Source organism: Streptomyces umbrinus (genome assembly GCF_030817415.1).
In the GTDB taxonomy this organism is placed as follows: domain Bacteria; phylum Actinomycetota; class Actinomycetes; order Streptomycetales; family Streptomycetaceae; genus Streptomyces; species Streptomyces umbrinus_A.
Genome location: NZ_JAUSZI010000002.1, coordinates 9,899,593 through 9,925,684, shown reverse-complemented (window position 1 = coordinate 9,925,684; position 26,092 = coordinate 9,899,593). Strand labels below are relative to the sequence as shown.

Genomic DNA, 26,092 nt, shown 5'->3' with positions numbered 1-26,092 from the left:
CATATATCTGTCGCTCGAAGCGGTGAACTCTGCGACGGCCGACCGTATTTGGGCGGGGGGCCGGTTTGTCCTCTACGGTCGGCGTGACGCCGGACGATATAGCGCCGTCGCGACGGTCGGAAGGAGACGGCCATGCAGTACGGTCCCGCTGTGCGCCGCCGGAAACTCGGCGCCGAACTGCGTGCCCTGCGTGCCCGTGCGGGCCTCAAGAGCGGCGAGGCGGCCCGGCTCGTCGGCTGGCACCAGTCGAAGGTGAGCCGGATCGAGACCGGCCGCAGCGGGGTGAAGCCGGCGGACGTGGAGCTGCTCCTCGACGCCTACGACGTCCGGGACGCGGAACTGCGCGAGTTGCTCGTGGTGCTGGCGGGCTCCGACGACAACGGCCGGCACCACTGGTGGCACGCCTACCGGGGTCTTCTGCCGTCCACCTACAGCGACTTCATCAGCCTGGAGTCGCAGGCCAGCGTGATGCGCACGCTGGAGAACTCGGTCGTGCCGGGGCTTCTCCAGACGCCGGAGTACGCCCGTGAGGTGACCCTGGCGGCCGTGGACGGTGCGCCGGACGACAAGGTCGACGCGCTGGTGGAGGTGCGCCTCGCCCGTCAGGACGTACTGCGTTCGAATCCACCGCTCCGACTGAGTGCGGTTCTCGACGAGGCGGCCCTACGACGGACGGTCGGCGGACCGGAGGTCATGGCACGGCAGTTGGAGCACCTCGGAGAGGCCGCGCAACTCCCTCACGTGCGGATTCAGGTGCTGCCGTTCGGAGTTGGAGCTCATGTCGGCGTGACAGGGCCCTTTGTTATTTTTTCGTTTCCGAACACATCTGATCTGGATGTGGTTGTTCTAGACCACTTGACGAGTAGCCTCTATCTCGAACGGAAAGAAGACCTCCAGGCCTACAGCGAGGCCTTCGACTCCCTTCAGGTCCACGCCCTTTCGCCCGAGGAAACGTTGGATTTCATCGCCGGTGTAGCTCACGGCGCATAAGGAGGCACCATGCCCGCCCCCCTGCCTCGGTCCCTACCTTCGAGCACCCGTCTGCACGGTGTGCGGTGGCAGCGCAGCAGTCGCAGCACGGGAATGAACAACTGCGTCGAGACGGCCCGTCCGGCCTCCGGACCATGGGCCGGACTTCTCGCGGTGCGCGACTCGAAGAACACGTCGGGATCCGCCCTGCTCTTCGCCCCCGCCGCCTGGGAGGGTTTTATCGCCGCGCTTCGATGATCAGGCGTACGGCACGGTCGAGTTGCCCGTCGGTGAGGTCCGCGCGGGCGGTGAGCCGCAGCCGTGAGATGCCGTCGGGCACCGACGGGGGGCGGAAGCATCCGACGGCGAGACCGGCCTCGCGGCAGTCCGCGGCCCAGCGCACGGCCCGCTCCGGGGATGGGGCGCGCACGGAGACGACGGCGGCGTCCGGTCGTACGGCTTCGAGGCCCTCGGCCGTCAGCCGTTCGTGCACGGTGGTCGCCACGCTGCGCGCGCGCGTGGCCCGTTCCGGTTCCCTGCGCAGCAGACGCAGGGCCGCGAGGGCCGCGCCCGCCGCCGCGGGGGCCAGACCGGTGTCGAAGATGAAGGTACGGGCCGCGTTGACCAGGTGGTCGATGACGTGGGCCGGTCCGAGGACCGCGCCGCCCTGGCTGCCGAGCGACTTCGACAGCGTGACGGTGGTGACCACGTCCGGCGCGCCCGCAAGGCCCACCGCGTGCGGCGCGCCCCGGCCGCCCTCGCCGAGTACGCCGAGACCGTGCGCGTCGTCCACGAGCAGGGCGGCGCCGGACTCCCGGCAGGCGGCGGCGAGTCCGGTGAGCGGGGCCGCGTCGCCGTCGACCGAGAAGACCGTGTCGGAGACGACGACGGCGGGTCCGGCATGCGTGCCCAGAGCCTTGCGTACGGCGTCGGGGTCGGCGTGCCCGACGACCTGGGTGGTGCCGCGCGCGAGACGGCAGCCGTCGATCAGCGAGGCGTGGTTGCTCGCGTCGGAGACGACGAGGGAGCCGTGCGGAGCCAGCGCGGTGACTGCGGCGAGATTGGCCGCGTACCCCGAGGAGAAGACCAGCGCGGACTCGAACCCGCAGAATTCGGCCAGCTCGCGTTCGAGTTCCGCGTGCAGTTCCGTGGAGCCGCTGACGAGCCGGGAGCCGGTCGCTCCGGCTCCCCAGGTCCGCGCGGCACTCGCGGCCGCCTCGGTGACCTCGGGGTGCCTCGCCAGGCCCAGATAGTCGTTGCCCGCGAGATCGAGGAGCGGGGAGTCGGCGGGGCGGGGGCGCAGGGTGCGGACGAGTCCGGCCCGGCGGCGCGCCCGCGCCTGCTCGTCGATCCACTCGAAAGGCGATCCCGACATATGTCCTCCGGGCCATGAGGTGAGGGTGTTCCATGGGGCGCCGACACATGACATTTCGCCCGGCCCGTCCCCACCTGCCTTTTGTAGGCAACGCACAGACCCTAGCCGGACCACCAGGCGCCCATGATGTGGCAATACCCACACGTCTAATAATCAAGCATGGAAAAAGACCAGGTCAGAGGCTGTATCACACCCTAGACCGAAGATCGTTTCTCACGGCCGCGTCCAGGGAAGGCAACTTGTCGAGTACGTCACGGGCCGCCCCAAGGGTCTTGGGGTTCTTCTTGATGGTTTTTAGTGCGAATAGTCGTCAAGACCGGTGGATCGGTTGATCTCAGTTTCGTTCGGGTGACTTGATCGCAGCGAGTTCGACTTCGCAGCCGTCGTCGTTCTCCAGGTCGGCGGCGTAGTGCTGTGCGCCGCCGGCGTATGGATGCCGCTCGGGGAACATGAGGTGCCAGCCGTGCTGAGCGGCGTCGGCAGTCAACTCCTCGACGGTGGTGGCGTCTTCGACGTGGAACGCCAGGTGGTTCAGTCCTGGCGGCAGCGGTCGTGCTGTTCGGCGGTGAGGGCCGGGGACTGCTCGATGACCAGGTAGGTCGGCCCGAGCCGCCAGCCGCGGCCGCCGTCCCAGCTATGGAAGGTGGCGTAACCCAGCGCCTCCAGCAGCCAGCCGAGCGATGCGAGCGCGCAGTCAAGGTCCGCCACCCACAGCGAGCAGCAGCCGGCATGCCTGGTCGATTGAGGCGGTGGCGGCTTCTTCGGTCAGTCCGCGCTTGCGTGGGCTCATGATGGCTCTTTCCGGTTCGCGGCCTTGCGGCCGCGGGGGTTCAACAACTGGTCGTAGTGGGCGACCGAGGGCAGCGGCCGAGTCTCGGGCGGCAGATGGGACAGCCGCCAGTCGGACAAGAACGTGACTGTCGCCGCAGGCCCTTCCTCAAGGCCCGTGCCCGTCGCCGGAGCGGGGGGCGCCGGTATCGCCCTCGGCAGCCTTGCGGGCCTCCAGCGCGACCGCGTCCGCCGTCAGAGCGCCCGCCCGAGACGCCGCGGCCAGCCCGCAGATGATCCTTGCGGATCGCCGCGTACAGCTCGACCTTCGACTGCGAGTTACCCATGAGGCCCCCAGCCCTTATGCACACCTCACGGTCCCACCACAAGCCCCCGACTGACGTCAAAACAAACCGACATCGCAAACTCGGTCAGAACGCGACTCCCGCACTCATCGCGAAACGACTCCCCAACTCGCGTTCATAGCCAACCGGCCGCCGGGCAAACTGCCGACTTGTCTGAGGGGACCGTTGAAGAGCTCGCCTATCTCGTCAGATTTCGGAACGTAGAGACGTACTCTGCGCAGACCAAGGACCTCCATGAGCCGGTACGCGCGCCTGCGGAGCTGCTTGATCGTGAAAGCCTCCCCGGTCTCGTGCACCACGACGTAGCCGGAGTCCGAGTAAGCCTCACCGAGGACCAGCCTCTCCTTGACCTGGAGAGTCTTGAACGCCCTGAGGGCCATCAGTACTGGACCCGGCGAAAGAAGATCACGTTCTTCTGGCTCGTCGATGGTCTCGCCCCGACCGGTCGCCTCGACGAGGCCCACGCGCTGTTCGAGGATGTGGGTCGGATCAGGTGAACCGCAGCACGCGCCGGGCCTCGGGCACCCTGCCGGTTGCCGTTGTGCCTGAGCTGGGCGCGCCCGTCCGCCAGTCGGCGTTGGCGGTTTACGGGTTGTCACCGATCCGCACGGTATCCGGTCGTAGTCATGCACGGCACTGGTGTTGCCGGCTCCGGCACTGCCCCCCATGAGATCAGGACTTCATGAGTCAGTCATCCCACGCGTCCAGCGCTTGGTACCGGCCGATGCTCGCCCGTCATGCTGGCGAGGATCACCGCACGGCCAGTGCGCTGGAGTTGTTCTTCGACCTCTGTTTCGTCGCCGCCGTGGCGCAGGCGTCCTCGGCGTTCGAGCACGAGATCGTCGCGGGCCGTACGTTGCACGGCCTGCTCGGCTACGCTCTCGTGTTCTTCGCGATCTGGTGGGCCTGGATGAACTTCACCTGGTTCGCCTCCGCCTACGACACGGACGACGTGCCGTACCGTCTCCTGACTCTGGTCCAGATCACGGGCGCCCTGTTCATGGCGGCAGGCACCACCCAGGCTCTGGAGCACGGCGACTTCACGGTCATCACCTGGGGTTATGTCGTGATGCGGCTGGCCATGGTCAGTCAGTGGCTGCGCGCCGCGTGCACGGACCGAAAGCGCCGACGGTCCGCGCTGCGGTACGCGGTGGGAATCCTCGTTCTCCAGATCGGCTGGCTGGTCCGGCTGCTCCTCCCGCACGACGGTGGCACCGTCTCCTTCGTCGTCCTCGCGATCGGTGAACTCGCGGTGCCGGTCTGGGCCGAGCGTGCGATAGGCACCACCTGGCACCCGCAGCACATAGCCGAGCGCTACGGCCTGTTCACCCTGATCGTGCTCGGCGAGTCCGTCATGGCCGCCGGCCTGGCCGTCCGCGCCGCCCTGGACACCCACAAGGAACTCGGCTCCGTCCTGGTCATCGCGCTGGGTGGGATGCTGACCGTCTTCGCGCTCTGGTGGCTGTACTTCGCCCAGGATGCGCCGCGCCGGCTCAGAACCCAGTCCACGGCCATGTTGTGGGGGTACGGGCACTACGTGGTGTTCGCGGCCGCGGCTGCCGTGGGTGCGGGGCTGGCGGTCAACGTTGCCCACGTCACCCACCAGCACGCTCTCACCGACGTCCAAGCCGCAGCCACGTACACGCTGCCCGTCGCCCTGTTCATCACTTGTGTGTGGCTGCTGCACCGACGGGCCGCGCAGCCGTCCGGCAAGGCCAACGTGCTGCCCCCTGTCGCGGCGCTCGCCGTCCTCGCCACCACGTTCACGGCGATGTACGCCGTGCTGTTCACCGGCGTCATCGCGTCGCTGCTGATCGGGACGCATGTCGTCGCCGCACGACGCGAAGCCGTCGAACGCTGACCGTTCGCGCCCTGCCGCGGCGGGGCGCGGCCGTCAGGCGCGGTCCTCGGGCGCGACGTAGTCGAAGGTCGGGCCCACGACCTGTCCGTCCTCGTCCTGCATGGCCATCAGGCTCTGCGCCTGTCCCTTGATCGCGTACATCGTGCCCACCGAGATGCCCAGCATCGCCGGGTTGCCGTTGAACGCCTGCTCCAGTTGTTCCAGCATCTTGCAGTACGTCTTGTTGAACGCCTCCTGCGCGCTGCGGATCGCACTGCCCTCGGGGTGATCCTCCAGCCGAGGGTTGGGGCGCAACGGGCGAACTCCCGCCGGGTCGACGGCGACCGCTTCCCCGGTGGGTCCGGACGCGGGCGTGTCACCGGGCTGATAACGCCGGCCCAGGGCCAGTTCCTGGAACCGGTAGTAGTGGGACACCGACTTGGTCTCGGGGTGGAACAGGTCCATGTCCCCGTCCCAGACCTCGGCTCGGGCCGCGCCCTCACCCTGCTCGACGATCTCCTTCAGCGCAGCGAGCGCCGAGTCGAGGTCCGTGACGGGGCTGAGGTGGCCCGCGGTGTGGGCGAACGGGCCGCCGGCGACCTGGCGGGCGGGGTCGCCGGTGAAGACCTGGTCCTCACCGAGTTCGGCGCACAGGTGGCGCAACCCCTTCTCGATCGCGTCGTAGAACTGTCCGATGGTCTCGTAGTTGTCTTCCTCGGCCGGATCGCCGAAATGCGCCGGCTGTTCGAGTCGGAGGAACATGTCGAGGGCCTCCTTGCCGAAGGGCAGCAGGGCCAGCTCGATGGACGGATCGGCATGCGGCATGGTCCGCGGGTGCGGCGGCAGCAGATGTGGTGCGTCGAGGCGGGGCTGTCCACCGACAGCGTTGAGCAGGTTCGCCACCAGCGCGAGGTGAATCATCTCCTCGACGAAGACACCGCTGATGAGTTGCGCGGCGTCCGGGTTCCGCTCGGCGTCGAGGGAGTACAGGGCGGTGAGGTAGGGCGGAAGGGTGGCGTGCTCAACTTCGATGGCCCACTGCAGGTGCGTACGCAGGTCCTGCAACGTTGCGATGCCTGTCGCTGAAACGGTGTCAAAGTTGTCGGGCCGGGCCTGGGACATGGGTCAGGGGCTCACTTTCGAGTCGTCGTCGCAAGGGCGGAGGGTCCGTGGCCGTCGACGGCCGAACTGCGGCGTCGTCACGTGAAGACGGATCTGTTCTCACGCCGCCTGAAGGATGGACAGGGCTCCTTGCAGTCAACTCACTGACAGGGCAAGCGAAGTATCTGTGACATCCGGCGCCCCTCCGCAGCCCGGCGGCGACGCACGGTAGGTGTGAGATAGTGTTTTTCCGTCGGGCCGGAGTGGGCAAGGCAACACCTTTCCGGCTCGCACGCAGCAGCGCGGGTGCCACCCTCCTGGCCCAGATTTCCACCCTCCACTCTCTTCGGAGGCGCAGCACTCACTCGCGAGCGCCCTCGACATTCCTGTCGCCCCGGGGAGTTGCCCATGAAAGGTGAGTCGCATGGCCGAGCTGTTCTACGACGCCGACGCCGACCTGTCCATCATCCAGGGCCGCAAGGTTGCGGTCATCGGTTACGGCAGCCAGGGCCACGCCCACGCGCTGTCGCTCCGTGACTCGGGTGTCGACGTGCGCGTCGGTCTGCACGAGGGCTCCAAGTCCAAGGCCAAGGCCGAGGAGCAGGGCCTGCGCGTGGTGACCTCGGCGGAGGCCGCCGCCGAGGCCGACGTCATCATGATCCTGGTGCCGGACCCGATCCAGGCCCAGGTCTACGAGGAGTCCATCGCCCCGAACCTGAAGGACGGCGACGCGCTGTTCTTCGGTCACGGCTTCAACATCCGTTACGGCTTCATCAAGCCGCCGGCCGGTGTTGACGTCTGCATGGTCGCCCCGAAGGGCCCGGGCCACCTGGTCCGCCGTCAGTACGAGGAGGGCCGCGGCGTTCCCTGCCTCGTGGCCGTCGAGCAGGACGCCTCGGGCAACGCCTTCGCGCTGGCGCTGTCGTACGCCAAGGGCATCGGGGGCACCCGGGCCGGCGTCATCAGGACGACGTTCACCGAGGAGACCGAGACCGATCTGTTCGGTGAGCAGGCGGTCCTCGCCGGAGGTGTCAGTGCCTTGGTGAAGGCGGGCTTCGAGACGCTGACCGAGGCCGACTACCAGCCGGAGATCGCGTACTTCGAGTGCCTCCACGAGCTGAAGCTCATCGTGGACCTCATGTACGAGGGCGGCCTGGAGAAGATGCGCTGGTCGATCTCCGAGACCGCCGAGTGGGGCGACTACGTCACCGGCCCGCGGATCATCACCGACGCCACCAAGGCCGAGATGAAGAAGGTCCTCGCGGAGATCCAGGACGGCACCTTCGCCAAGAACTGGATGGACGAGTACCACGGCGGTCTGAAGAAGTACAACGAGTACAAGCGGCAGGACTCCGAGCACCTGCTGGAGACCACCGGCAAGCAACTGCGCAAGCTCATGAGTTGGGTCGACGAAGGGGCGTGAGTCCTCGGTCGCTGGCTGACCGGCCCCGCGATCTGGAGTGCTGCCTCCGCCCGGTTCGGTCCGGACGGAGGCAGCACGGTCGGGGAAGGGCAGCGGGGACTTGGCTCCTCCCCCGGTCTGGTTGCTCCCCCCAACGGGGAGGGTCAGCGCCGGTGCGGGGCCCGTCAGCCCATCTCCTCCAGCGCCTTGCCCTTCGTCTCCTTCACGAACTTCAGGACGAACGGGATGGAGAGCGCGGCGAAGAGCGTGTAGATGACGTACGTGCCGGAGAGGTTCCACTCGGCCAGCGACGGGAAGCTCGCGGTGATCGCCCAGTTGGCGATCCACTGCGCGGCGGCGGCCACACCCAGCGCGGCGGCGCGGAACCGGCTGGGGAACATCTCGCCGAGGAAGACCCAGACGACGACACCCCAGGACAGGGCGAAGAACAGGACGAACACGTGGGCGGCGATCAGGGCGACCCAGCCCTGCGTCTCCGGCAGCTTGCCGTCGACCAGGTCGAAGGAGAACGCCCACGCCTCCAGCGCCAGGCCGATCACCATGCCGACGGAGCCGATGAGGGCCAGCGGCTTACGGCCGACGCGGTCCACGAAGATCATGGCGATCACGGTGCCGATGATGTTGATGATCGACGTCGTGAACGAGTAGAAGAACGAGTCCGTCGGGTCGACACCGACCGACTGCCACAGCGTCGAGGAGTAGTAGAACGCGACGTTGATGCCGACGAACTGCTGGAAGACCGACAGGCCGATACCGATCCAGACGATCGGCTTGAAGAAGAAGGAGCCGCCCAGCAGGTCCTTGAAGCTCGGCTTCTCCTCGCTGTGCATCGCGGTCTCGATCTCGATGACGCGGGCGTCGAGGTCCACGCCCTTGCCCTCGACCTCTTCGAGGATGCGGCGGGCGCGGGCGTGCTTGCCGACGGAGATCAGGAAGCGCGGCGACTCGGGGATCGCGAAGGACAGCAGGCCGTACAGGACGGCCGGGACGACCATGACGCCGAGCATGACCTGCCATGCCTCCAGGCCCATCAGCTCACCGCGCTGATCGCCGCCGGCGGCGTTCAGCAGGCCCCAGTTGACGAGCTGGGACACGGCGATGCCGACGACGATCGCGGCCTGCTGGAAGGAGCCGAGCCGGCCACGGTAGGCGGGCGGGGCGACCTCGGCGATGTAGGCGGGGCCGATCACGGAGGCCATGCCGATGGCGAAGCCGCCGACGACCCGCCAGAAGGCGAGGTCCCACAGCGTGAACGGCAGCGCGGAGCCGATGGCGCTGACGGTGAACAGGACGGCGGCGATCTGCATGCAGCGGATACGGCCGATGCGGTCGGCGATGCGGCCCGCGGTGGCGGCGCCGACGGCACAGCCGATGAGCGCGATGGCGATGACCTGTGCCAGCGCCGCGGAGCCGATGTCGTAGCGGTCCCGGATGGCCTCGACGACGCCGTTGATGACGGCACTGTCGTAGCCGAAGAGGAAACCGCCCATCGCGGCCGCCGCCGTGATGAAGATGACGTGCTCGAGATGATCGGGCTGAGCCGCTCCGGCTCCTGGCTGGGATGCCTGCGCTGTGCTGGTCACATGTACTCCTCGGGCCACCGGCAACTGTGCCGGGACGCCGCTGCCTCTCGGTGCCCTTGCGGGCACCAGGAAGAAACAGGCGGTGCGAGATTCGCTGGATGTACTGGAAGACAGCTTTCGCCCGACTTATGTGACGCATACAAGCCCACGGCCCATGACGGACGGACGATTCCGCAGGCCGTTTCGGCTTGCCGAGTCGAGGCGCCGGCCCTTCTGACCTGCGCCTCGACCCGCCCGTGATGACCGAGTCACCTCACGGACATGTCACACTCTCAATCGCGCACAACGTTGGGGGCGATGTCCTCGGTGAATGCCTCACCACCGGATCGGGCGACCTTGGTGCTCTTGGTGGGGTCGACGCCGCAGAAGGCCGCTTCCAGCGTGCCCGCGAGGACGGCGTTGACCGTGCCGTTGTTCGACGTGTTGGCCATCGACGTCATGCTGCGCTTGCCGTCGGCCGAGGTGAAGGCGTACGTGTAGTAGCCCTGCATGGTGCCGGTGTGGCCGTAGACCTTCACGCCGCAGGAAAGCGCCCTGCCCCGGAGGCCGAGGCCGTAGAACTGGGTGCCGTCCACGTTCACCGGGACCATGCTCAGCATCTCCTGCAACTGCGGCTGGGGGACCAGCTTGCCGGAGACCACAGCGGCGAAGAACCGGTTCAGGTCCGCCGAGTTGGAGATCACGGCTCCGGCGGACTGAGCCCAGGAAACGGTCTGCTCGGTGGAGTCCACCAGCGGCAGCGTCGTGTCGTCGTCGCGCAGGTAACCCCGCGCGTAGGACCCGGTGATGGTCGTCCGCGGGTGCACGTACGAGGTGTTCCGCAAGCCCAGCGGCTGGAAGATCCGCTGCTCGTAGTGCGTGGCCATCGGCATACCCGTGATGTGCTCGATCAGTTGGCCCAGCACCACGAAGTTGGTGTTGGAGTAGCTGTAGGTGGCCCCCGGAACGACCGTCGGCTGGTGCGCGGTCGAGAGGTCGATGAGCTCTTGGAAGGAGAACACCTTGTTCCGGACTGCCTCGAAGCCCGGAACGGTGTGGTAGAACATGTCGTTCGTGAAGTCCCACAGACCGCTGCGATGGCTCAGCAGGTGCCGCACGGTGATGCGATCGTCCGGCAGCGGCTTGGGGAGGTAGTCGTTCGCTGGCGCGTCCAGGTCGACGCGGCCCTCGGCGACGAGCTGCATCAGTACGACGGTGGTGAAGCTCTTGCTGACGCTGCCGACGCGGAACCTGCGGTCCGCGTCCATCGCGGTGCCGGCCGCGGTATCGGCCTTGCCTGAGGCGATCCGGTAGCTGGAGGCACCGAAGTCGATGCGGGTGAGCGCGCCGGGCGCCCCGTTGGCCATCGCCTGCTTCTGCACGGCGAGCACGCCCGTGATCGACGGGCTGGGAAGGTTGGTGGTGGCACTCGCGGGTGTCACGGCCAAGGTGGTCATGACGGCGGTGCCTGCGAGCGCGAGGCTCACGTTTTTGATGCGCATCCGATTCTCTCTGACGTGATCGGGTGAAGACGCTGAAAGCAACTGCGAGCCGGCACCGTTCCCTACGGAAGGAATCGCTGATCCTCGGTCCCGGGGACATTCGTGGGCCGGAAAGTGCTGGTCAGAACCTTAGCGCACACGGTGTGCAACGATGGCAATCCCGCCGCCGTTGGGCGGACAGAAGATGTGAAGAAGGCTACGTTCATGGCGCATGCAGCAAGGGCGACCAGCGGACCGCAAGATGATCGGGCGCGAGTTCCGAGGGCGGCCCAGGATCCGGGCCTGCTGGTGTCGGTGTTCGCCAATTTCCGCCAGTACCTAGCGGGTTGGGGTGGTTCGAGCCCTCGTGTGCCCGGACTCGACCTGTTTCGCAGCGGACTTCTCACCCCGCAGTTCAATGGCGTGACGCGCGTGCGGTCGGCGTCCTCGATCGAGCGGTCCGCGGCTGCCGCCCGTGAGGCATTGGCGGGCCTTCCCTGGTGGTGGTGGGTCGGTGCCGACAGCCCGGACGCCACCGCCGACGCCCTGCGGCGCCAGGGCGCGGAACAACTCGCCGTACTCCCGGTGATGGTGAGGCATCTCGACCGGCCGGCTGACCCGGGCGCGGCCGTCAGTGCGGGCGGTTCGGACGACGCACCCGGCCTGCGTGTGGAGACGGTCCGGGACGGGGAACGACTGGCGGAGCTGGTTGGCACGTACCGGGCGTCGATGGGCATCTCCCCCGACCTGAAGGCCGAGATGGTGCGCACGGAGGAGCGACGCGAGGACAACCAGGACATCATCCGGTTGGCGGCGGTCGTCGACGGCCGGGTGGTCGGTTCGACGGTGGTCATCACCGCCCACGGGGTGGCCGGGATCTTCCTGGTGCATGTGGCGGAGGAGAACCGCCGGCAGGGCATCGGTACGGCCTTGACGGTGGCCGCGCTCCGGCACGGCCGGCGACGGGGGATGCACTCCGCGGCGCTCGTGGCGAGCCCGATGGGGGAACCGCTGTACCGCCGCTTCGGCTTCGCCGCGGTGTCCGAGTACCGTCTGTTCGCCTTTCCGGCCTGAGCTGCCGCCCGAACCGCGCGGGAGGGGGCGTCTGTTCGTCAGCGAGCGGCGACGGAGCCGGTCGGAGGAGCGTGGGCGGCCACCGCGTCGCCCGCGCTCCCACAGAGGTAGCGCAGCAGGTCCTGGTCCGTCCCCTCGACGCCGAGTTGCCGTACGACCTGCTCGATCGCCTGGCGCAGCAGGGGCGCGCCCGTCCGCAGTACGTGGTGCGCGACGGCGGTGAGTTCGATCTCGACGCTCCGCCGGTCGCGCGACGAGGTGTGTGTGGTGATCAGGCCGCGGTCCTGCAAGCGGGTCACCAGGCGGCTGGTGGCGGACTGGCTCAGCCCTATGCCGTTGGCCAGGTCGTTGAGGTAGAGCAGCCCCGTACCGGCCCGCACACCCTCGCTCAGGGTGCGAAGGGCGTAGAACTCGCTGACTCCCAGGCCCAGTTGCTGGTGGAGGCGTCGCTCCATGCTGGCCTCGATCCGACGATGGACACGGGTCAGCCTGTTCCACTGCTTGATCAACGTGGCATCGTCGTTCACGGCGGTGCCCTCCCTGCTGTCCACGGTCCGACTGCTTGCTGCCGGGACGGCGTCCCGGGAGGAGAGCGCGGCGCATCAACCGCCGGCGCTTGCCCGCACCAGGTAGACAGGATCGCGGCCCCTGTTGTGACAGCGGAGGGCTCTAGTCGCGAATTCTCCGCGCCGAACGATGGACACCGTCCTCCTCGACGAGGGCCCGCACGAGGCAGTCCAGGTCGCCGGTGCTGGCCGCGGTCCGGAACGCGGCGACGAGACGACGGTGCGACTCGACGGGGACCGGCCGCTCGCGGTCGCTGTCGAGGCGGGCCTGGGCGCGGTGGACCACCACCCGGGCGTTCGGGGCACTGATCCGCAGCAGCTTCGCGAGATCGGAGTAGGGGTAACCGAAGCCCTTGCGCAGCACGTAGGCGGCCAGCCGGTCCGGTGTCAGCCTGGCCATGAGCAGGGCCAGGGCCGCCTCGAGCGCCGTGGCTCGCTCGGCGTGCAGCAGAGGGTCGTGGGCGGAGTCGTCACCGAGTTCGGCCAACTGCGGATCGGCCGACGTCTCGTGACGGTGCCTCCCGGACTGGATGACGTTGATGGCCAGACGGGTGGTGGCCGTGGTCAGGAACGCGCCCGGTTTCTTGATCTCCGCGCGGTGGGTGAGCTGCCAGCGCAACCACACCTCCTGGATCACGTCCTCGGCTCCGGAGACATCGCCGACGATCCGGTAGGCGATGCGGAACAGTCGTTTGCGATGGGCCAGGAAGTGGTCGAGGGCGATGTCCAGGTCATCCCCGGCGGGCCCGTCGGCCCGCAAGACGTCCGGCGACTTCATATCTGGACTGGGCGCGGACATCGGGGCTCCTCTTTCACGAACGGCGCCCTTGAGGGCGTTGGTTCCACCCTCCGTCCGCGGCATCCCCCGCCGCGCCCTTGGTTTCCGTAGTCCGGTCCGTAGGGCCCCGCGGTTCCCCTACGGGCGCTCAGCCCGCGCGCATCATGCCCTCGTCGTCGGCGTCCGCGGCCATCGTGCTCTTGAGGGCGCCGGGCAGCGCGCGACGGGAGTTGATCCCGAGCTTCGTGTACACCTTCCGCAGGTGCCACTCGACGGTGTGCGGGCTGATGAACAGCTCCGCGCCGATCTTCGCGTTCGTCAAGCCGGCGGCGGCGAGCGCGGCGACCTGGGACTCCTGAGGGGTGAGTGCGCTCGCCGGCTTGGTCTCCCGTGCCCTGACCTTCTCGCCGGTGGCGAGCAGTTCGCGGCGGGCCCGTTCGGCGAATGCCTGCGCCGGCATCCCGTCGAACATCTCGTGGGCCGTGCGCAGGTGCTCGCGGGCCAGCGATCGGCGGTTGGTGCGGCGCAGCCACTCCCCGTACAGCAGGTGGGTGCGCGCCACCTCGACGGCCACGCTGCCCCGCCCGAACTCCTTGATCGCGGTCCGGTACAGACGGTCCGCCTCGTCACCGTCGGCGAGCAGTGCCTGGCTGCGGGCGCTGGCGCCACGGGCCCAGCCGGAGTCGGCGGCGCGGGTGAGTTCCACCAACCGCTCCAACGAGTCCCTGGCCTGGTCGAGTTCACCGCAACGGGTGGCGGCTTCGACGTGTTCGACCAGGGAGAGACCGGTGAAGTTGAACCCGTCGTGGTCGATGCCGGCGCGAGCGGCCTGCAGTGCCTCCTCGTAGCGTGCCCGGCCGTTGTAGAGCACGCCCTGGATGTAGCCCATGGCGCCCAGCAGGGACACCTCGCCCCGCTGGTCGGCGCGCTGCCTGGCTTCCTCGACGATGCCGGCGACGACGTCCGCCTCGCCCCGCCACGCCGCCAGCACCAGGGTCGCGTACTTGTGCGGCGCGTGGCCGGTCGCGGCGGCGAGCGCGTCGGCTTCGTCGATCATTCTGGCGGCTTGGGCGAAGTCGCCGTAGTGGATGTGCACCCCGCCGGCGTAGATGAGGGCCGGTGGCAGCGCGCCGAGCGCTCCTATGTCACGGGCGAGGCGCACCGCGCGGCTCGACAGCGTGTCCCAGGCGTGCAGGTCCCAGGCGTAGTGGATGAACGCCTCCAGCGCGACCGGTGCCAACAGCAGCCAGCGCACGGTCGCTTCCCGGGTGCGGAGCTCTTCGTGGGCCAGCAGTTCCAGGGCGCCGCGCAACGCCGGGACGCCGGTCTCGTATCCGTCCGCGATGAGCGCGGACACACCGTCCAGGAGCAGGTCGGCGGCCTCGGAGCCGGAAGAGGGCGCGCCCCGACCCACGGGCCGCGATCGCGGCGGCGCGGGCGCCCGTGGGGCCGTGCACGCGGCCCGCGAAGATGATCGCGCTGATCGCCTCCAGGTAGGTCTCCCGCGCCAGCGGCGATCCGGCGGCGGTGAATTGCGCGGCCGCGTCGAGGAGCAGGGGCGCCGCTTCGTCGCTGCGGCTGCGGGCGAAGAGGATCCTGGCCCGCAGCCGTGCCAGGCGGGCGCGGTCCAGGGCGCTCAGGGGGCACAGTTCGGCCACCGTCGCGAGCTCCGTGGCGCGGTCCGGCGCGGCGGCCGAGAAGTGCGCCTCCGCTGCCGCCAGGGCGCGGCGTCCTCGCTGCCCACGGTCCGGCGTCACTTCAGCGGCGCGTTCGAGGAGTACCGCCTCGGCCGCTATGCCGCCGCGTTGCCGCGCGCGGTCGGCCGCTTGTTCCAGGCCCGCGGCCACCTCCTCGTCCGGTCCGTCCGCGGCCTGGGCGGCGTGCCAGGCACGGCGGTCGGGGTCCAGGACCGGGTCGGTGGCCTCGGCGAGCGCCCGGTGCACCGCTCGGCGTTCTGCGGGTGCGGCCCCGTGGTAGACCGCCGAACGGACCAGCGGATGCCGGAACCGCACGGACTCACCGAACTCGATGAGGCCGGCGGCCTTGGCCGGAGCCGCATGGGGCGTGATCTTGAGCGAGGCGGCCGCACGGACCAACAGGCGTGCGTCACCGACCGGTTCGGCCGCCGCGATCAGCAGCAGCGTCCGGGTCGCCTCCGGCAGGGACTTGAGCCGGCTGGCGAAGTCCCGTTCCACACGACTGGCGACCGGCCCGTGAACGGTCGGATAACTGGACGAGTCCAGGCCGTAGGCCAGTTCGGCGGCGCTGCGGCCTCGGGAGAACTCCAGCAGCGCGAGGGGGTTGCCGTGCATCTCGGCCACGAACCGGTCCCGGAGCCGCTTCTCCAGTCGCCCGCCAACGGCGGTTTCGAGGAGTTCTCCGGCGGCGGTGGTGTCGAGGCCGTCGATTCGCAGCGCCGGCAGGTCGTTGAGTGCGGCCTGCCCTTCGGGGTCGCGGACCGCGAAGGCCATCGCGACCGCCTCGGCGAGCAGCCTTCGCGCCACGAACTCCAGGGTCTGCAGGGAGACCTGGTCCAACCACTGGGCGTCGTCGACCAGCACGAGCACCGGTCGGGTCTCCGAGGCGCGGGTGAGCAGGGTCAGTACGGCGAGGCCGACGAGGAAGCGGTCGGGCGGGTCGCCGGCTGCCATGCCGAACGCCACGCGCAGGGCGTCGCGTTGCGGTTCCGGCAGCGCGTCGAGCTCGTTCAGGAACGGTGCGCACAGTTGGTGCAGGCTCGCGTAGGGCAGCTCCATATCGGCCTCGATGCCGTGCGCCCAGGTCACCTTCACCCGCGACGCCTGCTCGGCCAGGTACTGCAGCAGCACGGACTTCCCGATGCCGGCTTCGCCCCGGAACACCAGTACTCGGGACCCGCCTTCGCGGAGGTCGATCAGCAGGTCGTCGAGTGCCGCGCACTCGCGGTGCCGGCCGACCAGGTCCGGAAGCGGGCTGGCGATCATGAAACGTGGCTCCTTAGGCGGACCGGGATGGGAGCTCCCGCAATGGTTGGAGGAGGGGTCCTTGTCACGATACCTGGAAGAGTGTTCACACCTTGTGAGCATACCGTGTGACACAGCCCACGCGGGCAAACACCGCGAAGCTGTCACACCCGCGTTCATCATCCGGTCGACCACTGCCTACGATCTCGCTCGTCCACTGCAGCAGGAGGTCCCATGTCGTCACTCGGGCATCAACTCGCCACATCCGTTCTCGTGATTGGAGCCGGTGAGGAGGGCCTTCGAGCCGCCGTCGAAGTCTCCGAGGCGGGCGTCGCTGTCATGGTGGTGGCGAAACACACTGCGGACGACGATCACAACGTCATGGCGTCCGGGCGAGTCGAAGGGGCCCTTGCCAGCGTTGGTCCTGCCGTCGCCCGGGAACGGCGGGACGACGGACCGGTCCTCCGCCGGTTCGCCGACCCGCTGTACGGCACCATCGCCGTCGCCGCCGGGCACACCGCCACGGAGGTACGGCGGGTTCTGCGCGAACACACGGAACGACTCGGCATTCCCGTCCTGTCGGGCGTCTACGTCACCAGGTTGCTGGTCGACGACGGCACGGTTTTCGGTGCCTACGGCTTCGACCTGGTCGACGGCGCGCGCTACCTCGTGCACGCCGACTCCGTGATCCTCGCGACCGGAGGTCACACGCGCATCTGGCGGCGTACGACCTCACGTCGCCACGAGAGCACCGGTGACGCCTTCCGCCTGGCTGTCGAGGCCGGCGCCCGGCTGCGCAACCCCGAGCTGGTGCGGTTCCACCCCCTCGGCCTGATCGCGCCCGAGCCCGCGGCGGGCGTACTCCTCGGTGACGCGGCACGCGGTGAGGGCGGGATCCTGCTGAACAACCTCGGCGAGCGGTTCATGGCGCGCTACGACGCCGAGCGCATGGAACTCGTCAGCCGTGACCGGGTCGCCCTGGCGTCCTACACGGAGATCAGGGAAGGCCGGGGCACGCGGGCCGGCGGTGTGTGGCTCGACCTGTCCCACCTGCCGCGTGAGACCGTCCTGACGCGTCTGCCGCAGCTTCACCGGTCCTTGTTGCACCTCCAGATGCTCGACATCAGCCACGACCCGGTCGAAGTCGCGCCAACGGCCCAGTACTCCCTGGGGGGCGTCTGGGTCCGGCCCGAGGACCACGGCACCGACGTCGGCGGGCTCTACGTCGTCGGGGAGGCGGCCGGCGCGCCGCACGGCGGGAACCGGCTCGAGGAGCACTCGCTGAGCGAACTCCTCGTGTACGGCCGTATCGCGGGCCGGGCCGCGGCGGACTACTCGGCCGGGCTCGCCGCCCAGCACCGGTCGCCGGCTGCGGTGCGCGCCGCGATGTCGGACGTGAACCGGCTGCTGGCCTCCGACGGCCACGAGAACGCCCGCGCCCTGCTACGGACGGTGCGCCACCTGATGACGGAGTACGCCGGTGCCGTACGGGACGGGAGCGGGCTGGCCGCCGGGCTCGCCGGCCTCGATGAGATCGAGGACCGCATGCGGCACATCGCCGTGCACATCGACCTCGGCGGTCACCAGGACCTCGCGCACACCTACGATCTGAGGTCCGCGGTACTCGCCGCGCGCGCCACGCTGGAGTGTGCGAGGGAGCGGCGGGAGACCCGGGTCGGTCACCACCGGTCGGACCACCCCGATGTCGACCCCGATCCGGGCGTCAACCTGGTCTGGTCCCCGACGACCGGGGTGAGTCATGAGCACGCCCCCTCCCTCCCCGCCCACCTCGCCGAATTCATGCACGACGTCTCGGCCGACGCGTTCCACCACGGCCGTGCCCTCTGATCCGCGGGCCGGCCCAGTGGTTCCGCGGGCCTGCTCACGGGGTCCGCCCGCCCCGCGAGGTCCGTGATTCCGGCAGGTGCCGGGAGGCCCACCCGGCCAGCTCACCGAGGATGGGCATCAACGCTCTCCCGTCCGCGGTGAGGCGATAGCGCACCGTGACGGGCGGGCCGGGCTCCACGTCCCGGAGCGTGAGACCGGCGGCGGACAGTTCCGAGAGCCGCTCCGAGAGCACCGAGTCGCTGATGCCCTCGACCGCGCGCCGCAATTCGGCGTAGCCCAGGGGCCCGTGCTGCAAGGTGGCCAGGATGACACCGTTCCACCGCTTGCCGAGAAAGCTGAACGCCCTGGTCAGCGCACCGTCACAGGCCGCCGGATGGTGCTGCCCGGCATCCGCGCCGCTCGCCTCGGCCGACTGAGTCTCCTTCGCCTGCTCCATGACCTCAGGGTATCCGGGTGCTAGCCTGCCGATCGTCGCTCTGTTTTTCGTAGCACCAATGATATTTATAGTTACTTCACTAAAACGAGCCAGGAGAATCCCGCATGTCCGTCCCCAGAGCCCTCCCCCGCATCGACGCCGAGGCCCGCGCCGCGCTCTTCACCGACGCACGCACCGCGTACTCCTTCGCGGAAACGCCGGTCGACGACGGGACGCTCACCGCCATATGGGAGCTCGCCCGCTGGGCCCCGACCGCCGCGAACACCCAGCCGCTGCGTGTCCTGTACGTCCGTACGCCCGAAGGCAAGGAGCGGCTGCTGCCGCACCTGGACGAGGGGAACCGGCCGAAGTCGGCCTCCGCGCCCGTCGTCGCGGTGCTCGCCGTGGACCGCCGCTTCCACGAGCACATCCCGCAGATCCTGCCGATCCGCCCGGAGATGAAGAAGCACTTCGAGAGCGAGCCCGCCCAGCGTGAGGCCGTCACCGCGTTCAACGGTCCGCTGCAGGCCGGCTACTTCATCCTCGCCGTGCGCGCCCTCGGCCTGGCCGCGGGTCCGATGGGCGGCTTCGACCCGGCCGGGATCGACAAGGAGTTCTTCGCCGACGGCGACTGGACCTCCATCCTCGTCGTCAACATCGGCCATCCGGCCGGACCCCCGGCGTTCGACCGCATGCCGCGGCTGGACCACGAGCACGCCCTCGACTGGGCCTGACGCCAAGGGCACCGGTTCCTCCTGCCGGTCGGCCCGGGGCCGTGCCCCTACATGACCGGCAGGAGGGACAGCAGCCGGAGGTTGGTGTGGCTCTCGGTTCCCGGTGCCGCGGTGTACACCACGAGCCGCTGGGACTGGTCGGGGTCGACCAGCGTCTGGCAGTGCAGTTCGAGCGTCCCGACCTGCGGGTGGTGGAAGCGTTTCGTGGCGCAGTACGGCCCCAGCACGGGGCGCTCCCGCCAGATGGCGGCGAACTCGGGGCTCTCCCTGTTCAGTGCGTCCACGAGTTCGGCGGCGCGCGAGTCGCGCCCGTCGCGGGAGTAGGCGCTGTGGAGGTCCGCCACCATCAGGCGGCTCTGCTCGGCGTGGTCCTGCTCGGGGTGGACGAGGCGGGCGCCGGGGTCCGTGAACCACCGGTAGTGGGAGCTGCGCGCCAGTCCGGTGTGGGCCGTCTGGTCACCCAGCAGCGCCACGGCGGGGCGCGTCTGCCTCAGCGTCTCGCCCAGGTGGTTCATCACCTGGGCGGGCGTGTCCTCCAGCCGGTCCAGGATGCGCATCATCCCGGGGGCGATGTGGTCACCGCCCGGCACACGGCGCGGCAGGGCGTGGCCGGCGAGCTGGAAGAGGAGGTCGCATTCTTCCAGCGACAGGTGCAGTCCGCGGGCGATCGCGGCGAGCATCTGCTCCGAGGGGTTGGGGCCGCGCGGCTGCTCGAGCCGGCTGTAGTAGTCGACCGACATGTCGCACAGTGCCGCGACCTCCTCGCGGCGCAGCCCTCCGGTGCGCCTGCGGCGACCGCGGGACAACCCGACGTCCTCGGGTTGAAGGGCCTCGCGGCGGGCTCGCAGGAAGGCGGCCAGCGCTGCCCGGTCTGCCATGGTTGTCCTTTCGCACGCGACGCCGGAAACAGTCGGCTCGCACGAGACCGTGGGAGAGACTCGGCTCGCACGCGACCGCGGGAGCCGCTCGGTCTGTCAACGCTTCCGACCAGCTCACGCATTCCTTCGAACAGTGTGTTCTCCGGTCCTGACGGTGTCGCGTCAACGAGTGATCGCCTTGGTCTCGAGGAACTCCTCAAGGCCGGCACGGCCCATCTCCCGGCCGTTGCCGGACTGCTTGTACCCGCCGAACGGGGCCTGGAAGTTGTGCTGTGCACCGTTGATGTCAACCTGACCGACGCGCAGCCGCCGGGCGATGGCCAGGGCATGGTCCTCGTCACCGGTCACCGCGGCGTTGAGCCCGTATATCGTGCCGTTGGCGATCGCGACGGCGTCATCGTCGTCGGCGTAGGGGATGACGACGAGGACGGGCCCGAAGATCTCCTCCTGGGCGATGACCGACTCGGGGTCGACGTCGGAGAAGATCGTGGGTTTGACGTAGGCGCCGGTCTCGAAGCCCTCCGGGCGGCCGGGGCCGCCCACCACGAGCGTGGCGCCGTCGGCGATGCCGCGCCGGATGTAGTCGTCGACGCGTCGGCGCTGGGTCTCCGAGGCGAGCGGGCCGATCCGCGTGGCCTCGTCGGCGGGGTCGCCGACCACGTACTCCTCGGCCGCCGTCCGCAGCTTGTCGACCACCGTCTCCTGAAGGCTCGCGGGCACGAGCATGCGTACGTAGGCGCCGCATGCCTGACCACCGTTGGCCCAGGCGAAGGCCAGTCCGCGAGTGACGGCGGAGTCGAGGTCGGCCTCGGGCAGGATGATATGGGCCGCCTTGCCTCCCAGTTCGAGCGCGACGCGCTTCACCGTGCCGGAGGCGGCGACGGAGACGCTCCGGCCGGCGCGGGTGGACCCGGTGAAGGAGATCATGTCGACCTTCGGATGCCGGGAGAGGGCCTCACCGACGACCGGGCCGGTGCCCTGCACCACATTGAACACACCGTTCGGGACACCCGCCTCGGTGGCCATCTCCGCGAACATTCGGGCGCTGAGGGGAGAGGTCTCCGAGGGCTTCAGGACGACACTGTTGCCCGCGAGCATCGCCGGGACCACCTTGGTCACCAACTGCTGCAACGGGAAGTTCCACGGGGTGATCGCCCCCACCACACCGATGGGCTCGCGGACGACGAGCGAGTTCTCGATCACTTCCGTCCACTCGAACTGCTCGGCCGAGGCGACCGCGGCCAGGGTCGACGCGACCGGGAATCCGACCTGCACCTGCAGCGAGAAGGCGATCGGGGCGCCCATCTCCAGGGTGATGGTGGCCGCCAGTTCCTCGCTGCGTGCCTGCAAGCCCTCAGCCAGGCGCCGCATGACGTCCGCACGGTGCTGCGGGGACGTCGCCGCCCATCCGGGCTGGGCGGCGAGCGCGGCTTCCACCGCCGCGTTCACGTCCTCTTCCGTGCCCTCGTGCACCTGGGCGGCGACCGATTCGTCGGCGGGGTTCACCACGTCGATCAACGGCCCGGAACCGCGGACGGCGCGGCCGTCGATCCAGTGGGACGGGGTCGGGAAAGGAGTCTTGACGCTTTCGTTCATGTCGCCAAGGGAACATCGCTCGTCGCGGGACATCCATGCCCTCTCATGCCCATGATCCAGGTCACGCGGCACAGGTCACGCGGCAGTGGATCTCGGCGCTGCGCCGGTGAGGATCGCGTGGTGCGCGGCTCAGGGGTCGGCGGGCGGCGCCACTTCGGCGCTGCTTCGGCGGCGCTGCTTCGGCACGGCCGACCCGTCACCGTCAGCCTCCAGGCTCGAGTACCCGAGGGCGTCCAGCATGATCCTGCGCACCTCGATGTCCTCTGCCGTCACGGGCGTTCCGCCTCGGGCGCGCCTTTCCTGGGCACTGTTGGCGCGCTCCATGGCGGCCTGCACCGCCTGGGCGACGTCACGGGTGCCGTCCACCACGTAGTACAGCCGCACCACTCGGGAATTGTCGGCCCGGAACGGCACGCCGATCAGCCACTTCACCCTCACGCCGAGCCCTGTGTCCGCGGTGCCCGGAAGGATGGGGCGGTCCATCTCGACCAGCATGGGTCTCATCTCCTCTCCGCCTGCGACGCCGGGCCGGTTGATCCCGGTGCCAGGATTTCTGAGTGATCGACCAGAAAGTTGAACTTCTACCTATTTGATGAGGTAGCTGGCCAATCTGTGACAATCGGCTCGGGACCCGCCGGGCCGGTCCGGCTGCCGTGAAGCGTGCGGGAGGCCGCCCGCCCCTGGTCGCAACGGCCTCAGCAGGCGGTGTTGTTATGCTCGCCGCGTGTGGGGGCGGGCGTGAACGGGGGCGATGCGGAGCGACTGCGTGGTCGGCGCCGCGAGTACGGAGCACTAAAAGAGCTGGTCGCCGAGGTGGAGGCCGGACGCAGCGCGGTCCTGATCCTGCGCGGTGACGCCGGAATCGGGAAGTCCGTTCTCCTGGATCACCTCGCGGCACGCGTCGCGGTGCACCGCGTCGCCCGTGCGGCGGGCGCCGAGTCGGAGATGGAGCTCCCCTTCGCGGGACTGCATCAGCTCTGCACTCCCTTTCTCGGGCACGCCGAGTCCCTTCCGCCACCTCAGCGAGAAGCCTTGGCCACGGCGTTCGGGGTGAGCGCGGGACCGCCTCCGGACCGGTTCCTGGTCGGTCTGGCCGTGCTCGGGCTGCTGACCGACGTGGCCGCCCGGCAGCCGCTCTTCTGTCTCGTGGACGACGCGCAGTGGCTCGACCGGGTTTCCGCTCAGACACTGGCCTTCGTGGCGCGACGGATGCTCGCCGAACCGCTGGCTCTGGTCTTCGCCTCCCGTGAGCGGCGAGGACACGACGACCTGGCCGGCCTGCCCGAGCTGACGCTGCACGGCCTGGACGACGCCGACGCCCGCGCGCTGCTGGACACGGCGGTCGACGGCCCCATGGACGAGCGGATCCGCGACCGCGTTCTCGCCGAGGCACGCGGCAACCCCCTCGCGTTGCTGGAACTCTCCCACGGCCGCATCGACGCGGAACCGGAGGAGGAATCCGCTTTTCCCGGCCCCGGGCGGGTGACCGGCCGGATCGAGCGCAGCTATCTGGCGCGGGTGCACTCGCTGCCGACCGCGACGCAGCGACTGCTGCTGACCGCGGCCGCCGAGCCGATCGGTGACATGACGCTGCTCAGAAGCGCCGTCGAACTCCTGGGCATCAGCCCCGACGCGGCCGGCCCGGCCGTGACGGCGGGGCTGCTCGACGTCGGGGCCCTGGTGCGTTTCAGGCATCCGGTGCTGCGCTCCGCCGTCTACCGGTCGGCCGGACTCGCGGAGCTGCGGGAGGTCCACCGGGCGCTGGCGGAGGTGACCGACCCCGTTCTCGACCCCGACCGCCGCGCCTGGCACCTCGCGCGGGCGACGGTCAAGCCGGACGAGACCATCGCCGCCGAACTGGAGTCGTCGGCCGGGCGGGCGGTGGCCCGGGGCGGCACCGCGGCGGCGGCCGCGTTCCTCGCCCACGCGGCCGTGCTGACGCCCGACCCACGGCGCAAGGCCGAGCGTGCCCTCGCCGCGGCTCAGGCGAAGCTCCGGGCCGGCGCGCCCACCGCGGCTCGCGATCTGCTGGCCCTGGCGCGGGCCGGAGTTCTCGACGAACTCGATCGCGCCCGCGCGGACCTCGTCGAGGCCCGGCTGTCGCTCGCCTTCAGTCGCATCGCCGAAGCGCTCCCCCAACTGCTGGTCACCGCGCGGCGCATGGTGCCGCTCGATGTCGGGCTGGCTCGCGAAACCTTCCTGGACACCCTGTCGGCCGCCATCTTCGCCGGGCGCCTCGCGTCCGACGTGGGCGTGCGCGAGGTGGCGGCAGCGGCGCAGCAGACGTCCCCGCCGCACACGGGACCGCCGACCAGCGCCGATCTGCTCCTGGAGGCCCTCGTCACCCGCTTCACCGCCGGGTTCCGCGACGCGGTCGCCGTATCGCGCGCCGCGGTGAGCGCGTTCCGCCGGGAGACCAAGCCCGACAAGGTGCTGCGCTGGTCGTGGCTGGCCTCGACGCTGGCGGCCGAGATGTGGGACTTCGAGGGCTGGACGGAGCTGACCGCACGCCATGTGCGGACCGCCCGCGCCGTCGGCGCGCTGACCGAGCTGCCGCTCGCGCTCAACTCACGGGTCGTCATCCACGCATGCGCCGGTGAACTGGACGCGGCGGCGCTGCTCGTCGCGGAGATCGACCGGGTCCAGGAGGCGGTCGGCAGCGGCTTCGCGCCGTACGGCACGATGACGCTCGCCGCCTGGCAGGGGCACGCGAGCGAAGCCGCCGCGTTGATCGGGGCCAGGATGGAGGAGGCCGTCCAGCGAGGTGAGGGCCTCGGCGTGGCCGTCGCACGCCGGGCAGGAGCCCTGCTCCACAACGGTCTGGGCAAGTACGAGCAGGCGTGGGAGGCCGCCCGGCTGGCGAGTGCCCATCCACAGGACCTGGTCGCGGCCAACTGGGGACTGGTCGAGCAGGTGGAGGCCGGGGTCCGCAGCGGCCGCACCGACGCGGCGGAGGAAGCGCTGGTCCGGCTGACCCAGATCACGGACGCCGCCGCCACGGACTGGGCGATGGGCGTCCAGGCGCGTTCCCGGGCGCTGCTCAGTCAGGGCAGTGCGGCCGAGGAGTTGTACCGGGAGGCGATCGAGCGGCTCGGACGCACCCGCGTCGCCATGGAGACGGCCCGGTCGCATCTGCTGTACGGGGAGTGGTTGCGGCGCGAGGGCCGCACCGCTGACGCCCGTGCGCAGTTGCGGAGGGCGCACGCCCTGTTCGCGCAGTTCGGTGCGGGCGCCTTCGCGGAGCGCGCCGTACGTGAATTGCGGGCCACCGGTGAGTCGACGGCCCGTCGCGACGGCACCGCCGCGACGGCGCTCACCGCTCAGGAGGCCCAGATCGCACGTCTGGCCCGGGACGGGCTCACCAACTCCGAGATCGGCGCCGAGCTGTTTTTGAGCCCGCACACCGTGGAATGGCATCTGCGGAAGGTGTACGCCAAGCTCGGCATCACTTCCCGGCGGCTGCTGCGCACGGCCTTGTGAGCGGCGCTTCGCGGACGTGGCGTCTCAGGACGCCCCGCGGGACGTGAGATAGGCGTCGAAGGTCCGGCGCCCCCGGACGTACTCTCCACGCGGCAGCAGGCCGCCCGATGTCAACGCTCTGCCGACCTTGCCCGGAAGCGTCACCGGCACGACGAGGCGGCGCCGACCCTGGGAGCGCACGATGCGACGCGCCAGGTCCACCATGTCCAGTTGGTCGGGCCCCGCGATCTGCGGTGCCATCCCGGCCGGGCCGCGTACCGCGTGCTCGACGAGGGTCTCCGCGACGTCCTGCGCGGCGACAGGCTGGGTGAGCATTCTCGGCATCATGACCACGGGGAATCTCGCGGCCAGCAGAGGCTCGGGGAACTCGAAGAACTGGGTGGCGCGCAGCACCGTCCACGGCACTCCTCCGTCGCGGACCAGTTCCTCCTGCACGCGCTTGCCGAAGTAGTAGCCGAAGTCGACCTCGTCGCTGCCCACGATCGACAGGGTGACCAGATGACCGATTCCGTGCGAGAGCGCCGCGGAGATCAGGTGGCCGGTCGCACGGGAGAAGAAGTCGACGGCGACCTTCTTCCGCGTGGTGACGACGTTCGCCACGTCGATCACCGCATCGCTGCCGGCCAGCTTCTCCGCCAGGCCGGCGCCGGTGGTCAGGTCCACGCCGTGCGAACGGGCGAGGATCACCGGCGAGTGTCCGGCGGCACGCAGCTCCGCGACGACGTGTCTTCCCACCAGACCGGTACCTCCGGCCACGGCCACCCGCATGTGATCCCTCTTTCCACCGACCTGGTTGTCAACTCCGTCCTACAGACAGGACAGGCGCCACGTCTGTGACAGCACACGGCCACGGAATCGGGATCGTCCGCCCCAGGCAGTCCGTGAAAGGGCCCTTAA

20 protein-coding genes and 2 pseudogenes are annotated in these 26,092 nt (G+C 69.7%); 9 read left to right on the top strand and 13 right to left on the bottom strand.

The features are described from left to right. Window positions 1–132 precede the first annotated feature (132 nt). Both QF035_RS43855 and QF035_RS43850 read left to right on the top strand, forming a co-directional pair. Window positions 133–990, top strand: coding sequence for a helix-turn-helix domain-containing protein (locus QF035_RS43855; protein ID WP_307527183.1), 858 nt, complete (start codon window positions 133–135; stop codon window positions 988–990). 9 nt (window positions 991–999) lie between these two features. Then, the gene (locus QF035_RS43850) at window positions 1,000–1,227 is read left to right on the top strand and encodes a DUF397 domain-containing protein (RefSeq protein WP_307527181.1); all 228 of its coding nucleotides are present in this window, start codon (window positions 1,000–1,002) and stop codon (window positions 1,225–1,227) included. Here QF035_RS43850 and QF035_RS43845 read toward each other — a convergent pair. Next, on the bottom strand, window positions 1,208–2,344 hold the full coding sequence (locus QF035_RS43845) for an 8-amino-7-oxononanoate synthase (RefSeq protein WP_307527179.1): 1,137 nt from the start codon (window positions 2,342–2,344) through the stop codon (window positions 1,208–1,210). The two genes, QF035_RS43850 and QF035_RS43845, sit on opposite strands and share 20 nt — an antisense overlap. A gap of 334 nt (window positions 2,345–2,678) precedes the next feature. Continuing rightward, window positions 2,679–3,058: pseudogene (locus QF035_RS43840) on the bottom strand (VOC family protein). Window positions 3,059–3,626: 568 nt separating this feature from the next. On the opposite strand from QF035_RS43840, the gene QF035_RS43835 reads away from it, so the two are divergent. Continuing rightward, complete coding sequence (locus QF035_RS43835) at window positions 3,627–3,974, top strand: hypothetical protein (protein ID WP_307527177.1); 348 nt, start codon at window positions 3,627–3,629, stop codon at window positions 3,972–3,974. 185 nt (window positions 3,975–4,159) lie between these two features. Next, window positions 4,160–5,338, top strand: a complete 1,179-nt coding sequence (locus QF035_RS43830) for a low temperature requirement protein A (protein ID WP_307527175.1) — start codon at window positions 4,160–4,162, stop codon at window positions 5,336–5,338. A gap of 33 nt (window positions 5,339–5,371) precedes the next feature. Here QF035_RS43830 and QF035_RS43825 read toward each other — a convergent pair whose 3' ends face one another. Next, complete coding sequence (locus QF035_RS43825; RefSeq protein ID WP_307527173.1) at window positions 5,372–6,382, bottom strand: ferritin-like domain-containing protein; 1,011 nt, start codon at window positions 6,380–6,382, stop codon at window positions 5,372–5,374. Between the two features lie 460 nt (window positions 6,383–6,842). Here QF035_RS43825 and ilvC point away from each other — a divergent pair, with 460 nt between their 5' ends. Next, a complete protein-coding gene (ilvC, locus tag QF035_RS43820; RefSeq protein WP_307527171.1) occupies window positions 6,843–7,841 on the top strand; it encodes a ketol-acid reductoisomerase in 999 nt (332 codons plus the stop codon). 164 nt (window positions 7,842–8,005) lie between these two features. Here the strand turns inward: ilvC and QF035_RS43815 are convergent, their stop codons facing one another. Then, the gene (locus QF035_RS43815; protein WP_307527169.1) at window positions 8,006–9,424 is read right to left on the bottom strand and encodes a sugar porter family MFS transporter; all 1,419 of its coding nucleotides are present in this window, start codon (window positions 9,422–9,424) and stop codon (window positions 8,006–8,008) included. A 272-nt stretch (window positions 9,425–9,696) separates the two neighbouring features. Beyond that, window positions 9,697–10,905 carry a serine hydrolase domain-containing protein gene (locus tag QF035_RS43810; RefSeq protein WP_307527168.1) on the bottom strand — a complete coding sequence of 403 codons (1,209 nt, stop codon included), beginning with the start codon at window positions 10,903–10,905 and terminating at the stop codon, window positions 9,697–9,699. A 402-nt stretch (window positions 10,906–11,307) separates the two neighbouring features. Between QF035_RS43810 and QF035_RS43805 the strand changes: the two genes are divergently transcribed. Beyond that, window positions 11,308–11,958 (top strand): GNAT family N-acetyltransferase, encoded by a 651-nt coding sequence (locus QF035_RS43805; protein ID WP_307527166.1) that lies wholly within the window; start codon window positions 11,308–11,310, stop codon window positions 11,956–11,958. Between the two features lie 38 nt (window positions 11,959–11,996). Here the strand turns inward: QF035_RS43805 and QF035_RS43800 are convergent, their stop codons facing one another. The 3 genes and pseudogenes from QF035_RS43800 to QF035_RS43790 form a co-directional block, all read right to left on the bottom strand. Continuing rightward, complete coding sequence (locus QF035_RS43800) at window positions 11,997–12,509, bottom strand: MarR family winged helix-turn-helix transcriptional regulator (protein ID WP_307527164.1); 513 nt, start codon at window positions 12,507–12,509, stop codon at window positions 11,997–11,999. Window positions 12,510–12,627: 118 nt separating this feature from the next. Then, on the bottom strand, window positions 12,628–13,323 hold the full coding sequence (locus QF035_RS43795; protein WP_307527162.1) for a sigma-70 family RNA polymerase sigma factor: 696 nt from the start codon (window positions 13,321–13,323) through the stop codon (window positions 12,628–12,630). A gap of 127 nt (window positions 13,324–13,450) precedes the next feature. After that, window positions 13,451–16,265, bottom strand: a pseudogene (locus QF035_RS43790) (helix-turn-helix transcriptional regulator). A gap of 213 nt (window positions 16,266–16,478) precedes the next feature. On the opposite strand from QF035_RS43790, the gene QF035_RS43785 reads away from it, so the two are divergent. Further along, window positions 16,479–18,092, top strand: a complete 1,614-nt coding sequence (locus QF035_RS43785; RefSeq protein WP_307527159.1) for an FAD-binding protein — start codon at window positions 16,479–16,481, stop codon at window positions 18,090–18,092. A 34-nt stretch (window positions 18,093–18,126) separates the two neighbouring features. Here the strand turns inward: QF035_RS43785 and QF035_RS43780 are convergent, their stop codons facing one another. Beyond that, window positions 18,127–18,528, bottom strand: a complete 402-nt coding sequence (locus QF035_RS43780) for a winged helix-turn-helix transcriptional regulator (protein ID WP_307527157.1) — start codon at window positions 18,526–18,528, stop codon at window positions 18,127–18,129. A gap of 104 nt (window positions 18,529–18,632) precedes the next feature. Here QF035_RS43780 and QF035_RS43775 point away from each other — a divergent pair, with 104 nt between their 5' ends. Beyond that, entirely contained in the window at window positions 18,633–19,241 is a 609-nt protein-coding gene (locus QF035_RS43775) for a malonic semialdehyde reductase (protein WP_307527155.1), read from the top strand. 47 nt (window positions 19,242–19,288) lie between these two features. Here the strand turns inward: QF035_RS43775 and QF035_RS43770 are convergent, their stop codons facing one another. The 3 genes from QF035_RS43770 to QF035_RS43760 form a co-directional block, all read right to left on the bottom strand. Next, window positions 19,289–20,119 carry a helix-turn-helix transcriptional regulator gene (locus QF035_RS43770; RefSeq protein ID WP_307527153.1) on the bottom strand — a complete coding sequence of 277 codons (831 nt, stop codon included), beginning with the start codon at window positions 20,117–20,119 and terminating at the stop codon, window positions 19,289–19,291. Window positions 20,120–20,281: 162 nt separating this feature from the next. Next, window positions 20,282–21,748, bottom strand: coding sequence for an aldehyde dehydrogenase family protein (locus QF035_RS43765; protein WP_307527151.1), 1,467 nt, complete (start codon window positions 21,746–21,748; stop codon window positions 20,282–20,284). A gap of 96 nt (window positions 21,749–21,844) precedes the next feature. Beyond that, on the bottom strand, window positions 21,845–22,219 hold the full coding sequence (locus tag QF035_RS43760; protein WP_307527150.1) for a hypothetical protein: 375 nt from the start codon (window positions 22,217–22,219) through the stop codon (window positions 21,845–21,847). A 234-nt stretch (window positions 22,220–22,453) separates the two neighbouring features. On the opposite strand from QF035_RS43760, the gene QF035_RS43755 reads away from it, so the two are divergent. Then, entirely contained in the window at window positions 22,454–25,195 is a 2,742-nt protein-coding gene (locus tag QF035_RS43755) for a helix-turn-helix transcriptional regulator (RefSeq protein WP_307527148.1), read from the top strand. Between the two features lie 24 nt (window positions 25,196–25,219). Here the strand turns inward: QF035_RS43755 and QF035_RS43750 are convergent, their stop codons facing one another. Further along, window positions 25,220–25,963, bottom strand: coding sequence for an SDR family oxidoreductase (locus tag QF035_RS43750; protein ID WP_307527146.1), 744 nt, complete (start codon window positions 25,961–25,963; stop codon window positions 25,220–25,222). Window positions 25,964–26,092: the final 129 nt, after the last annotated feature.

Coding starts and splice junctions, on each gene's coding strand:
- QF035_RS43795 (WP_307527162.1), bottom strand. CDS start 13,323: ATGTCCGCGCCCAGTCCAGATATGAAGTCGCCGGACGTCTTGCGGGCC.
- QF035_RS43750 (WP_307527146.1), bottom strand. CDS start 25,963: ATGCGGGTGGCCGTGGCCGGAGGTACCGGTCTGGTGGGAAGACACGTC.
- QF035_RS43845 (WP_307527179.1), bottom strand. CDS start 2,344: ATGTCGGGATCGCCTTTCGAGTGGATCGACGAGCAGGCGCGGGCGCGC.
- ilvC (WP_307527171.1), top strand. CDS start 6,843: ATGGCCGAGCTGTTCTACGACGCCGACGCCGACCTGTCCATCATCCAG.
- QF035_RS43780 (WP_307527157.1), bottom strand. CDS start 18,528: ATGGAGCAGGCGAAGGAGACTCAGTCGGCCGAGGCGAGCGGCGCGGAT.
- QF035_RS43775 (WP_307527155.1), top strand. CDS start 18,633: ATGTCCGTCCCCAGAGCCCTCCCCCGCATCGACGCCGAGGCCCGCGCC.
- QF035_RS43850 (WP_307527181.1), top strand. CDS start 1,000: ATGCCCGCCCCCCTGCCTCGGTCCCTACCTTCGAGCACCCGTCTGCAC.
- QF035_RS43855 (WP_307527183.1), top strand. CDS start 133: ATGCAGTACGGTCCCGCTGTGCGCCGCCGGAAACTCGGCGCCGAACTG.
- QF035_RS43810 (WP_307527168.1), bottom strand. CDS start 10,905: ATGCGCATCAAAAACGTGAGCCTCGCGCTCGCAGGCACCGCCGTCATG.
- QF035_RS43830 (WP_307527175.1), top strand. CDS start 4,160: ATGAGTCAGTCATCCCACGCGTCCAGCGCTTGGTACCGGCCGATGCTC.
- QF035_RS43760 (WP_307527150.1), bottom strand. CDS start 22,219: ATGAGACCCATGCTGGTCGAGATGGACCGCCCCATCCTTCCGGGCACC.
- QF035_RS43785 (WP_307527159.1), top strand. CDS start 16,479: ATGTCGTCACTCGGGCATCAACTCGCCACATCCGTTCTCGTGATTGGA.
- QF035_RS43765 (WP_307527151.1), bottom strand. CDS start 21,748: ATGTCCCGCGACGAGCGATGTTCCCTTGGCGACATGAACGAAAGCGTC.
- QF035_RS43770 (WP_307527153.1), bottom strand. CDS start 20,119: ATGGCAGACCGGGCAGCGCTGGCCGCCTTCCTGCGAGCCCGCCGCGAG.